Source organism: Bacillus sp. JK106 (assembly GCF_053663355.1).
Map to the genome: position 1 here is coordinate 460,967 of NZ_JBSJQC010000002.1, position 11,941 is coordinate 472,907.

General features: G+C 47.1%; 10 protein-coding genes. 9 read left to right on the plus strand and 1 reads right to left on the minus strand.

Annotated elements, in window-relative coordinates:
* The first annotated feature begins 65 nt into the window (after nucleotides 1-65).
* The 4 genes from ACWJJS_RS07985 (at nucleotide 66) to ACWJJS_RS08000 (ending at nucleotide 5,329) form a co-directional block, all read left to right on the plus strand.
* The gene (locus ACWJJS_RS07985) at nucleotides 66-1,406 is read left to right on the plus strand and encodes a polysaccharide biosynthesis protein (RefSeq protein WP_039251635.1); all 1,341 of its coding nucleotides are present in this window, start codon (nucleotides 66-68) and stop codon (nucleotides 1,404-1,406) included.
* A gap of 62 nt (nucleotides 1,407-1,468) precedes the next feature.
* On the plus strand, nucleotides 1,469-1,963 hold the full coding sequence (gene stoA, locus ACWJJS_RS07990; RefSeq protein WP_039251632.1) for an endospore biogenesis thiol-disulfide oxidoreductase StoA: 495 nt from the start codon (nucleotides 1,469-1,471) through the stop codon (nucleotides 1,961-1,963).
* Nucleotides 1,964-2,206: 243 nt separating this feature from the next.
* Nucleotides 2,207-4,120, plus strand: coding sequence for a heavy metal translocating P-type ATPase (locus ACWJJS_RS07995; protein ID WP_454023472.1), 1,914 nt, complete (start codon nucleotides 2,207-2,209; stop codon nucleotides 4,118-4,120).
* Nucleotides 4,121-4,234: 114 nt separating this feature from the next.
* A complete protein-coding gene (locus tag ACWJJS_RS08000; protein WP_007611047.1) occupies nucleotides 4,235-5,329 on the plus strand; it encodes a M24 family metallopeptidase in 1,095 nt (364 codons plus the stop codon).
* A 57-nt stretch (nucleotides 5,330-5,386) separates the two neighbouring features.
* On the opposite strand, the gene ACWJJS_RS08005 is transcribed toward ACWJJS_RS08000, so the two are convergent.
* Nucleotides 5,387-5,512, minus strand: coding sequence for a hypothetical protein (locus ACWJJS_RS08005; protein ID WP_003154659.1), 126 nt, complete (start codon nucleotides 5,510-5,512; stop codon nucleotides 5,387-5,389).
* Nucleotides 5,513-5,609: 97 nt separating this feature from the next.
* Here ACWJJS_RS08005 and ACWJJS_RS08010 point away from each other — a divergent pair, with 97 nt between their 5' ends.
* From ACWJJS_RS08010 to ptsP, 5 genes are all read left to right on the plus strand, one after another.
* A complete protein-coding gene (locus tag ACWJJS_RS08010) occupies nucleotides 5,610-6,575 on the plus strand; it encodes a LacI family DNA-binding transcriptional regulator (protein ID WP_115996278.1) in 966 nt (321 codons plus the stop codon).
* 50 nt (nucleotides 6,576-6,625) lie between these two features.
* Nucleotides 6,626-7,492, plus strand: coding sequence for a glucose PTS transporter transcription antiterminator GlcT (glcT, locus tag ACWJJS_RS08015; protein WP_012117426.1), 867 nt, complete (start codon nucleotides 6,626-6,628; stop codon nucleotides 7,490-7,492).
* 230 nt (nucleotides 7,493-7,722) lie between these two features.
* The gene (gene ptsG / locus ACWJJS_RS08020) at nucleotides 7,723-9,819 is read left to right on the plus strand and encodes a glucose-specific PTS transporter subunit IIBC (protein ID WP_070081734.1); all 2,097 of its coding nucleotides are present in this window, start codon (nucleotides 7,723-7,725) and stop codon (nucleotides 9,817-9,819) included.
* Between the two features lie 96 nt (nucleotides 9,820-9,915).
* Nucleotides 9,916-10,182, plus strand: a complete 267-nt coding sequence (locus ACWJJS_RS08025) for a phosphocarrier protein HPr (RefSeq protein WP_003154654.1) — start codon at nucleotides 9,916-9,918, stop codon at nucleotides 10,180-10,182.
* The gene (gene ptsP, locus ACWJJS_RS08030; RefSeq protein ID WP_007409600.1) at nucleotides 10,182-11,897 is read left to right on the plus strand and encodes a phosphoenolpyruvate--protein phosphotransferase; all 1,716 of its coding nucleotides are present in this window, start codon (nucleotides 10,182-10,184) and stop codon (nucleotides 11,895-11,897) included. The genes ACWJJS_RS08025 and ptsP overlap by 1 nt, the downstream gene beginning before the upstream one ends.
* Nucleotides 11,898-11,941: the final 44 nt, after the last annotated feature.

Here is an 11,941-nt window from a genome sequence, read left to right on the forward strand (position 1 = left end):
ATCGAAAATATTTTCAGAACTTGTCTCATATGATGATGGAAGAACGTGAGACAAGGAGAGACACCATGAATCGATTTGTGAAAGGGATCATTCTTTTATCCATCGCCGCCTTTTTCGCGGAATGTCTGGAATTTGTCGTGAATATGATACTGGCGCGGGAGCTTGGCGAGCATGGGATGGGGCTTTACATGAGCATTCTGCCCACCATCTTTTTAATTATCGTGATCGCCAGTCTGGAGCTTCCGATCTCTATTTCAAAATTCATCGCGGAATCCAATCAGAAGCTGCATGAAAGCATGCTCCGGCATGCCTTCAGAATGACCGCCGTTTTTACCGCGTTTTCAACCGCGGCCGCAAGCGTCGCGCTGCCGTTCATTCCTGTATTCGATACGTATCACCCCTTTATTAAAGGGATTGTCATCGGGCTGATTCCAGTCGTCGCTTTTACATCCATCGCCAGAGGTTATTTTATGGGTGTGCAGCAAATGGGAAAAATCGCGGTTGCGAATGTCTTGAAAAAAATCATTCAAGTGCTTTGTCTGTTTATCTTTTTTCAATGGTACTCTTTTGAAATTGATATGGCCGTGCTCATTTCGTTATTTGTGCTGGTCGCAAGCGATGTTGTGGTGTTCGTTTACTTGTATACGCAGTTTATTTTGGCGCGGAGGGCGCTTTCCGGCCATCAGCACATCCATCTTCGCGGGAAAGACGTGAGGAAACGCCTCCTGGCCGTATCCATCCCGACAACGGGACTTCGTATATTTCATGCGGTGACAAACGCAGTTGAACCCTTCTTGGTTAAAGGAGCGCTGCTGGCGTCCGGGGCAGCCGGGACAGCCGCGATTGATCAATACGGCATGCTTGCCGGTGTAGCGATGACAATCGGTTCGTTTCCCGCATTTATCGCCCATTCGCTGATGGTCGTCATGATTCCCAGCATTTCAGAAGCGTATGCGCTGTCCCAATATGATATTGTGCTGAAACGGCTGAGACAAGCGATTTTTATTACATTCGGCTACGGCATTCCGGCGGTCTGGGTCATGTTTCAGTTCGCGGGCCCGCTGACCCATTTGTTTTTTCAGTCTCCGGAAGCGCAGTATTATTTGCAGCTTTTGTGGCCGTTTTTTCTTTTTCATCTGTTTGTGATGCCGCTTCAAGCCTGTCTGATCGGCATCGGCCACGTGAAAACGGCGTTTTATCATAACGTATGGAGCAGCATTGTAGGGCTTTCGATGATGTATGTGCTCGGTTCTATGCCGGAATTGCAAATGCTCGGCATTATACTCGGTATGAATACCGGCATGATTCTTCTGACAAGTTTACATTACGCGACGATCTGCAAAGACCTCGGTGTCTCCGTGTTTTTGACGGGCGGCGGAAGAACAGCGCCCCGGATCGAAAGCTGAAAAGGCTGATACATTTCAATAAGGAAGGGCAAGCTATCCGAAACGCGTGAAAGGAAGATCATATGCATAAAACCCGCCTAATTGTATGTGCAGTCCTTTTGATAGCTGCCGCCGTCTGGATGCCTGAAGCAAAAGCCTCATCAGAAAAACAGGCAGTTCCCGCCGTGTTTCTGATGAAGACGATTGAAGGAGACGAAATATCGATTCCGAATAAAGGGCAGAAAACGATTTTACATTTTTGGACATCGTGGTGTCCGCCGTGCAAAAAAGAACTGCCGCAATTCCAAACCTATTTTGAACAGCATCAGTCTGATGATGTAAGCCTTGTAACGGTAAATTTGATGAATGCCGAGCGAAATAAAAATACCGTTCAAAACTTTGTCACTCAGCACCATCTCACATTCCCGATTGTTCTTGACACGAAAGGCGAGCTTATGAAGGAATACGATGTCATGACGATTCCCACGTCATTTCTGCTGAATGAAAAAGGAGAAATCGAAAAAAAGATCGTCGGTCCGATGACCGCCTCACAATTAAAAGAATGGTCAGAGAATTAAAAAGGCGCGGGAGGAATTCCTCCCGCACCTTTTTTTGCATATAATGAACAGCTGAAGAAACACTAATGATAATTATTATCAAAAAGAAATTAAAACAATTATAATTGAAATCTTCCGCCGGCATGCTATAATAAAGAAAACACTGCGATAACACTGTGAAAATGCTGCCTGTCAGGCGGCTGTTTTACTTTTATCGGGGAATTGAAGATGATTTGCGTTCTCAATTAGAGAGGAGAATTCATAATGAATGAACAAGTGATGACACAAACCCATTCACAACAGCAGATACAAGAAGAGCGGGCCGGAAAAAAGTGGATCCAGCATGCAGAACTCATTGCGGCGCTCGTATCCGGCGTCCTTATTCTTGCGGCCTGGTTTTTTACCGAAACAAAAGGCCTGTCCGTCACTTTGTATATCCTTGCCTTCCTGATCGGGGGATTTGCAAAAGCGAAAGAGGGAATTGAGGATACCATTGAGACGAAGGCGTTAAATGTGGAACTGCTGATGATTTTTGCGGCTGTCGGCTCCGCCCTGATCGGTTATTGGGCGGAAGGCGCTGTTCTTATCTTTATTTTTTCGTTAAGCGGCGCGCTCGAAACATATACGATGAATAAAAGCAGCCGTGATTTAACATCTTTGATGAAACTGGAACCGGAGGAAGCGACCCTGCTTGCGGACGGACGGGAAAAGCGGGTGCCGGCTGCTGAACTTAAGAGCGGTGACATGATCGTCATTAAGCCGGGCGAACGCGTAGCGGCAGACGGGATCATTGAGTCTGGCGTGACGAGCCTCGATGAATCGGCGCTGACGGGTGAAGCGATGCCGGCGGAAAAAACAGCAGGAGATTCTGTGTTTACAGGAACGGTAAACGGAAACGGCTCCTTAACGGTCCGTGTGACGAAAACAAATGAACAGTCTTTATTCAGAAAAATCATCCGGCTGGTGGAATCAGCCCAAAACAGCGTGTCACCGGCTCAGGCATTTATTGAGCGATTCGAAAGTGTCTATGTCAAAGGCGTGCTGTTAGCCGTGGCTGTGCTTTTATTCGTTCCTCATTTCGCTTTAGGCTGGAGCTGGAGTGAAACCTTTTACCGGGCGATGGTGTTTATGGTGGTCGCCTCCCCGTGCGCGCTTGTCGCTTCTATTATGCCCGCTGCGCTTTCCCTTATCTCAAATGGGGCCCGCAACGGATTATTGGTTAAAGGAAGTGTGTTTTTAGAGCAGCTGGGAAGCGTACGGATGATCGCATTTGACAAAACCGGCACGGTCACAAAGGGACAGCCGGCAGTCGCGGCATTTCAAGCAGCGGAACATGTGAGTGAAGATGAGATCATGCAGGCGGTGTATGCGATAGAAAAGCAATCAAGCCACCCGCTTGCAAAAGCGATAGCTGAATTTGCCGAAAGCCGGGGCGCCGCGCCCGCAGGCCATCTATCGATTGACGAGACGTCGGGATTCGGCGTTCAGGCTGAAATAGAAGGCGTCAAATGGATGGTCGGAAAAGCGGGATTTGCAGGCGAACATGCGGCAGATGCTTTTTTGCAGACATCGGGAAAAGAATTAAAGGATAAAGGCTTTACACTGGTCTTTGTTAAAAAAGATGACCGGATTGCAGGCTGCTTCGCCTTAAAGGATCAAATCCGCCCTGAAGCCAAAGCCGTGATGGCTGAGCTTGAATCACTGGGCATTCAAACAGCCATGCTCACCGGCGATCAGTCTGAAACTGCGGCTGCCATCGCGAAAGAGGCGGGCATGACGACGGTTGTTGCCGATTGTCTGCCGGACCAAAAGGCAAAAGAAGTGAAGAAGCTGAAAGAAACGTACGGCACAATCGCCATGGTCGGAGACGGCATTAATGACGCGCCCGCTCTGAAAACCGCTGACGTCGGTATTGCGATGGGCGGGGGCACGGACGTGGCTCTAGAAACGGCTGACTTAGTCCTTATGAAAAATGATCTTCACAAGCTTGTGAAAATGTGCAGACTCTCAAGGAAAATGAACCGGATTATTAAGCAGAATATTGTTTTCTCGCTCTCGGTCATCTGCCTTTTGATCTGCGCCAACTTTCTGCAGGTGATGGAACTGCCGTTTGGCGTAATCGGGCATGAGGGGAGCACGATTCTGGTCATACTGAACGGACTGAGATTATTAAAATAAAGATGACAGCCGCACATCGGGCGGCTGTTTTTTTAAATGTTCGTTCACAGCATAAACGCCGGAAAACTGATAGAATGAATAAAGAGTCACTTTGGTAAGGAGGAAAAGCAAAAAATGAACAGATTAGAACGTGTTTCATCTTGGCTGAAAAAAGAAGGACATGATGCGGCGTTTATACATACAAAGGAAAACGTATTTTATTTAACTGATTTTTACACGGACCCGCATGAGCGGTTAATGGGATTGTTCCTGTTTCAGGAACAGGAGCCGTTTTTCGTTTGTCCGGGAATGGAAGCCGGACAAGCCCGAAGCGCCGGATGGGAGCATGGTATTATCGGCTACGGCGATCACGAAGATCCGTGGGAGCTGATCAAAGCCGAGCTCACAAAACGAAATGTGCGGCTTGATTCCATCGCGGTTGAAAAGGATTCGATCTCTCTTTCCCGCTCAGAACAGCTCAAACAAGCTTCTGGGGGCGCGGCATTTGTTTCGGCGGAAGAAACGCTCAACCAATTCCGCCTCGTAAAAGATGAGAAGGAAATCAGCATTCTCAGGGAAGCGGCAAAACTCGCGGATTACGGAGTTGAAGTCGGTGTCGCGGCGCTTAAAGAGGGTGTGAGTGAAACCGAAGTACTCGCGCAGATTGAGTTTGAGCTGAAGAAAAAAGGTGTGCAGGGCATGTCATTTTCAACGATGGTGCTGTTCGGGGAAAAATCAGGCCAGCCCCATGGGAATCCGGGTGCAGACCGGTTGAAAAAAGGCGATTTCGTTCTGTTTGATCTGGGCGTTATTCTTGACGGCTACTGTTCAGACATTACGAGAACATTCGCATACCAATCAATCAGCCCGAAACAGGAAGAGATTTACGAAACGGTGCTTAAAGCTGAACAGGCGGCGCTTCAATTAAGCAAACCCGGCGTCAGAATCGGCGATCTTGATTTAAAAGCCCGCGGCATTATTGAAAAAGCCGGATACGGAGACTATTTCCCGCACCGCCTCGGCCACGGACTCGGGATTTCGGTTCACGAATATCCATCAATGAGCAGCGCGAACGACACACTCCTCAAAGAAGGCATGGTGTACACGATAGAACCGGGGATTTACGTGCCGGATGTCGGCGGCGTGCGCATAGAAGACGATGTGTTTGTCACAAAAGACGGCGCCGAAGCATTAACGCAGTATCCGAAAGAATTAACGATTCTGAAATAGAAAGCTTTGTGATAAAAAAGGACGGTTCTGGAACGCAGCGTCCTTTTTTATCACCTTTTAAATGAAAAAATCATCAAAATGCTGAAATGGTTTGATGTCATGCTTTTCATTCAGGGGCCGCAGGGCAAGGTAACTGCCGCCGAGTATGGCCAGACACAAACCGATTAAGCAAAGAATCCCCATCGCTGTTCTTCTCCTTTCAAACGAATAGGATGTATCTGTTTCTAGCTTACTGTATGAAACGCATTCCAGATCAAGGGGAAAAAAGAAAGGGGACGCCATGGCTACGATCAGAGACATTGCCGGCGCTGCCGGGGTTTCCGTTACAACGGTATCAAGAGTTTTAAATGATCATCCTTATGTAAGTAAGGACAAAAGAAAAAGAGTGAAAAAAGCGATGCAATCGCTCGGATACACGCGCAACATTCATGCTGTGCATTTATCCAAAGGTTTTTCCGATATGATCGGCGTTGTGCTTCCGTCGGTGAATCTTCCGTATTTTGCAGACCTTGTTGCAGGTATTGCCGAGGCTGCCGAAGCGTCAGGCGTGCATCTTTCTTTATACCAGACAGATTATCAGCAGCAAAAAGAACGTTTTGCTTTATCACAATTACAGGAGCGCCAAGTGGACGGCCTGATTATCTGCTCCAAAGCAATTCCTGATGAGCATCTGCTTACCGTGAAAGAACCGCTCATCCTCTGCCAGTACACTGATGCGGCGGGGCTTTCCTCCATCAGTAATCCGCATCGGGAAGCATTTCGGCACGGTCTGGATTATCTGATCGAAAAGGGACACCGGAAAATAGCGATCAGCCTGGCCAGAAAAAAGGGAAAAAACAGTCAAGTCCGCATCGCCGCATACAAAGAGGCGCTGAAGAAGATCGGGCAGCCTTACAGGGAAGAGCTGGTTGTGGAAAAGGTGCTGACGCTGCTTGACGGGAAAGCCCTTTTTCATAGATGGAAGAGCTGGGATGACAAACCGACTGCGCTGTTTGCGGCGAATGATCAAGTATCCGCAGGTCTTTACCTTGAAGCCAAGGCAAACGGGACGCGCATCCCGGAAGAGCTTGCGATTTTGAGCATCGACAACCATGATATCAGCAAGATGTTAGGTATTTCCACAATAGATATACAAACGAAAGAAATGGGAAAGCAGGCTTTTCACATGCTTGAGAACCGGATCAACGGCGGGCCTCCGGGAAGGAAAGTTCTTGATTACCGCCTTATTGAACGATCAACCGTCTAAAAAAAGAATTGACGCGCTTTCCGTTCGTTTTGTACGATATGAGGTATTGAATGACAAAGGAGCTGAGGATCATGAAGGGGTCCTTTACAGTTGAAAAGGTATTAAATAACAATGTGCTCATCGCAACACATGATAGATACAGTGAGGTCGTCTTAATCGGAAAAGGGATCGGCTTTGGAAAAAAACAAGCGGATGTTATTGAAGATAAAGGGTATGACAAGATGTTCATCTTAAAGGATGAAAAAGAACAAAAACAATTTAAAAAGCTCCTCGGTTATGTGGACGAGACACTTGTCGACATCTCCAATGACGTCATTTATCATATCAAGAAGCGGACAAGCCAACCGTTAAATGAGCATATCCATATTGCGCTGACTGACCATATCGCCTTTGCGGTAAAGCGGCTGCAGCAGGGTTTTGACATTAAAAACCCGTTTCTCATGGAAACCGAAACGCTTTATCCGGAAGAATTCCAAATTGCCCGTGAAGTCGTCGGCATGATTAATGAAAAGACGGGAATCTGCCTTCCGGAAGGAGAGATCGGCTTTATCGCTCTGCATATCCATTCCGCCCTGACGAATCGGCCCCTTTCAGAGGTCAATCAGCATTCACAGCTGATGTCCCGGCTCGTTCAGGTGATTGAGGAATCTTTCCAGATGAAAGTGAATAAAGAAAGCGTCCACTATTTGCGGCTGATCCGGCATATCAGATTTACCATAGACAGGATTAATCGGGAAGAGCAGACAAAAGAACCAGAAAAGTTAATGTTATTATTGAAAAATGAATACCCGCTATGCTACAATACTGCTTGGAAACTGATAAAAATCTTGCAGCAAATACTGAAAAAACCAGTTCATGAGGCGGAAGCGGTTTATCTCACGCTTCATTTGTACCGATTAACCAATAAAATTTCATAATTTCAGTTGAAACCTTAAAAACGTGTCACTGATTCGATCAGGCATGAGTGATTGAGGGTAAAAAACGGGAAGAACGATCCCGTTATTTTGCACACCCTTTTTACTCATGCCTTTTTTGTTGTGTAAAAGGGCAAATGTAAACGGTTAAACTGAAGACTTGCGCCAGTGAATTCGTTGTCATGAATTTTCGCTGTAAGGTCACACTAGCTAACAGAGGAGGTACATCTTTTATGTTTAAAGCATTATTCGGCGTTCTCCAGAAAATCGGCCGTGCTCTTATGCTTCCGGTTGCGATTTTACCGGCTGCGGGGATCTTGCTTGCGTTAGGGAATGCCATGCAGAACAAAGATATGATTCAAGTCATGCATTTCTTAAGCAATGATAACGTTCAGCTTGTGGCGAACGTCATGGAAAGCGCCGGCCAAATCGTATTTGACAACCTGCCGCTTCTTTTTGCAGTAGGGGTTGCGATCGGTCTTGCCAACGGAGACGGTGTTGCCGGAATCGCGGCCATTATCGGATACCTGGTCATGAACGTATCCATGAGCGCCGTGCTTATGGCGAACGGCAGTATTCCGTCTGACAAAATTGAACGGGCAAAGTTTTTTGCGGAAAACCATCCGGCCTATATTAACATGCTGGGGATACCCACTTTGGCGACGGGCGTGTTCGGCGGTATTATCGTCGGGGTCCTGGCCGCGTTATTGTTCAACAAGTTTTATAAAATTGAACTTCCGCAGTACCTCGGATTCTTTGCGGGTAAGCGGTTCGTCCCGATTATCACATCAATTTCCGCATTAATTCTCGGACTTATTATGTTAGTGATCTGGCCTCCGATCCAGCACGGTCTGAATTCCTTCTCCACGGGTCTTGTGGAAGCGAATCCAACCTTGGCGGCCTTTATTTTCGGGATGATTGAGCGGTCATTGATTCCGTTCGGTCTTCATCACATTTTCTACTCGCCGTTCTGGTATGAATTTTTCAGCTATAAAGATGCCGCAGGAGACATCATCCGCGGAGATCAGCGGATTTTTATGGCTCAGATCAAAGACGGCGTACAGCTGACGGCGGGAACATTTATGACGGGGAAATATCCGTTTATGATGTTCGGTCTTCCGGCGGCGGCGCTTGCAATCTATCATGAAGCGAAGCCTGAAAAGAAAAAACTTGTAGCCGGAATCATGGGTTCTGCCGCTCTGACAAGTTTCTTAACGGGAATTACCGAGCCGCTTGAATTCTCATTCTTATTTGTGGCTCCTATCCTGTTTGCGATTCACTGCGTATTCGCGGGACTTTCCTTTATGGTTATGCAGCTGCTGCATGTAAAAATCGGTATGACGTTCTCAGGCGGTCTGATTGACTACTTCCTGTTCGGAATTCTGCCTAACCGGACGGCTTGGTGGCTTGTCATTCCGGTCGGCTTAGGACTAGCACTCATTTACTACTTCGGTTTCCGGTTTGCGATCAGAAAGTTCAATCTGAAAACGCCGGGCCGTGAAGAAGAGGCTGCGGATGAAGGTGCGGGCGCCTCAGGCGAAGCCGGCGACCTTCCTTATGAAATCCTGCAGGCAATGGGTGACCAGGAAAACATTAAGCACCTTGACGCTTGTATCACGAGACTCCGCGTTACGGTCAACGACCAGAAGAAAGTGGATAAGACTCGTTTGAAACAGCTTGGCGCCTCAGGCGTTCTTGAAGTCGGAAACAACATTCAGGCCATTTTCGGCCCGCGTTCTGACGGTTTAAAAACACAGATGCAGGATATTATCGCCGGACGCACGCCGCGTCCTGAACCGAAAGTATCCGCGCAAGAAGAAGTCAGCCAGCAGGTTGAAGAGGTTATCGCAGATCCGCTCCGAAACGAGCAGGGTGAAGAAGTGTTCGCTTCTCCGATCACCGGCGAAATCCATCCGATTACCGATGTGCCTGACCAGGTGTTCTCAGGAAAAATGATGGGTGACGGTTTTGCGATTCTTCCTGAAGAAGGAATCGTCGTATCGCCTGTCCGCGGAAAAGTGCTGAATGTTTTCCCGACAAAACATGCGATCGGTCTTCAGTCTGACGGCGGAAGAGAGATCCTGATTCATTTCGGAATCGACACAGTCAGTCTGAAAGGCGAAGGATTCACTTCTTTTGTTTCTGAGGGTGACCGGGTTGAACCGGGGCAAAAGCTGCTTGAAGTTGATCTTGAAGCGGTTAAACCTCATGTTCCTTCATTAATGACACCGATTGTCTTTACAAATCTTGCCGAGGGTGAAGCGATTTCCCTTTCGGCCGAAGGTACCGTAAAACGGGAACAAAAAGATATTGTGAAAATCGGAAAATAATCATATAAATACGCCGTGCTTGTCAGATGACAAGTACGGCTGTATGATATAATATTGTGTAGTAAAATAGCTTTAATTTAAAGGAGAATGATAATCATGGCACAAAAAACATTTAAAGTAACAGCAGATTCCGGAATCCACGCTCGTCCTGCGACAGTTCTTGTACAGACTGCAAGCAAATACGATGCTGACGTAAACTTAGAATATAACGGCAAAACAGTAAACCTTAAGTCAATCATGGGCGTTATGTCTCTAGGTATCGCTAAAGGCGCTGAAATCACAATTTCCGCTTCAGGCGCTGACGAAAACGATGCTCTTAACGCTTTAGAAGAAACAATGAAAAGCGAAGGACTCGGCGAGTAATGCAAGAATTAAAAGGAATAGGCGCTTCAGCCGGAATTGCGATTGCGAAAGCATACCGGCTTGAAGAGCCGGACTTAACGGTTGAAAAGAAAAACATTGCTGATGCTGCGGCTGAAGTAAGCCGTTTTGATGAAGCGATTGTACGTTCTAAAGAAGAGCTTGAAAAAATTAAAGAGCATGCTTTAAAAGAACTGGGACAAGACAAAGCTGACATTTTCTCCGCGCACCTTTTAGTTCTGAGTGATCCTGAGCTGTTGAACCCGGTAAAGGAGAAAATCAGCACAGATTCAGTCAATGCTGAATTCGCTTTGAAAGAAACAGCTTCCATGTTCGTTACTATGTTTGAATCAATGGATAACGAATACATGAAAGAGCGTGCTGCGGATATCCGTGACGTAACAAAACGTGTGACGGGGCACCTGCTGGGCGTGGAAATTCCGAACCCGAGCATGATTTCAGAAGAGGTTGTTATCGTGGCTGAAGATTTGACACCGTCTGATACGGCGCAATTAAACCGCCAGTTTGTAAAAGGTTTTACAACTGATATCGGCGGACGCACTTCACACTCCGCGATCATGGCCCGTTCGCTTGAAATTCCGGCTGTTGTCGGCACAAAAGCGGCTACAGGGACAATTGAAAACGGTGTTACGGTGATCGTAGACGGCATCGATGGTGATGTGATCATCGATCCTTCCAGTGAAACGTTAAAGAAATATGAAGAAAAGCACAGTGCTTACCTGGCGCAAAAAGCTGAGTGGGCGAAGCTCGTCAATGAACCGACTGTTTCAAAAGACGGCCATCATGTAGAGCTTGCCGCAAACATCGGCACACCTGACGATGTAAAAGGCGTTCTTGAAAACGGAGGAGAAGCTGTAGGGCTTTACCGTACGGAATTCCTTTACATGGGACGCGACCAGCTTCCGACAGAAGACGAGCAATTTGACGCTTATAAAACGGTTCTTGAGCGTATGGAAGGAAAATCAGTTGTCGTGCGGACATTGGATATCGGCGGCGACAAAGAGCTTCCTTACCTGCAGCTCCCTAAAGAAATGAACCCGTTCTTAGGCTACAGAGCCATCCGCCTTTGCCTTGAAGAGCAAGAAATCTTCAGAACTCAGCTTCGAGCGCTGCTTCGTGCAAGTACATACGGAAACTTAAAAATCATGTTCCCGATGATTGCGACAGTAAACGAGTTTAAACAGGCGAAAGCGATTCTTCTCGAAGAAAAAGAAAAACTCGTCGAAGCCGGCGTAGCGGTTTCTGACGATATTGAAGTCGGTATGATGGTAGAGATTCCGTCTACAGCCGTTATCGCAGATCAGTTTGCTACAGAAGTTGACTTCTTCAGTATCGGAACAAATGACTTGATCCAATACACGATGGCTGCTGACCGCATGAACGAGCGCGTAGCTTATCTGTATCAGCCATACAATCCGGCGATTCTCCGTCTGATCACCCTTGTTATTGAAGCCGCTCACAAAGAGGGCAAATGGGTCGGCATGTGCGGAGAAATGGCGGGAGACGAAATTGCGATTCCGATTCTTCTCGGCTTAGGCTTAGATGAGTTCTCAATGAGCGCTACATCCATCCTTCCGGCAAGAACGCAGATCAGCAAGCTTTCTAAAAAAGAAGCTGAATCATTCAAAGAAACAATCTTGTCTATGAGCACGACAGAAGAGGTTGTCGCATTCGTTAAAGAAACATTCAATAAGTAATACAACAGCCAGTCGGTGTAAGCCGTCTGGTTTTTTTCATATTC

What these genes read in the sequence shown, in the direction of transcription:
- ACWJJS_RS07985 (WP_039251635.1), top strand. Translation starts at nt 66, where the DNA reads ATGAATCGATTTGTGAAAGGGATCATTCTTTTATCCATCGCCGCCTTT.
- stoA (WP_039251632.1), top strand. Translation starts at nt 1,469, where the DNA reads ATGCATAAAACCCGCCTAATTGTATGTGCAGTCCTTTTGATAGCTGCC.
- ACWJJS_RS07995 (WP_454023472.1), top strand. Translation starts at nt 2,207, where the DNA reads ATGAATGAACAAGTGATGACACAAACCCATTCACAACAGCAGATACAA.
- ACWJJS_RS08000 (WP_007611047.1), top strand. Translation starts at nt 4,235, where the DNA reads ATGAACAGATTAGAACGTGTTTCATCTTGGCTGAAAAAAGAAGGACAT.
- ACWJJS_RS08005 (WP_003154659.1), bottom strand. Translation starts at nt 5,512, where the DNA reads ATGGGGATTCTTTGCTTAATCGGTTTGTGTCTGGCCATACTCGGCGGC.
- ACWJJS_RS08010 (WP_115996278.1), top strand. Translation starts at nt 5,610, where the DNA reads ATGGCTACGATCAGAGACATTGCCGGCGCTGCCGGGGTTTCCGTTACA.
- glcT (WP_012117426.1), top strand. Translation starts at nt 6,626, where the DNA reads ATGACAAAGGAGCTGAGGATCATGAAGGGGTCCTTTACAGTTGAAAAG.
- ptsG (WP_070081734.1), top strand. Translation starts at nt 7,723, where the DNA reads ATGTTTAAAGCATTATTCGGCGTTCTCCAGAAAATCGGCCGTGCTCTT.
- ACWJJS_RS08025 (WP_003154654.1), top strand. Translation starts at nt 9,916, where the DNA reads ATGGCACAAAAAACATTTAAAGTAACAGCAGATTCCGGAATCCACGCT.
- ptsP (WP_007409600.1), top strand. Translation starts at nt 10,182, where the DNA reads ATGCAAGAATTAAAAGGAATAGGCGCTTCAGCCGGAATTGCGATTGCG.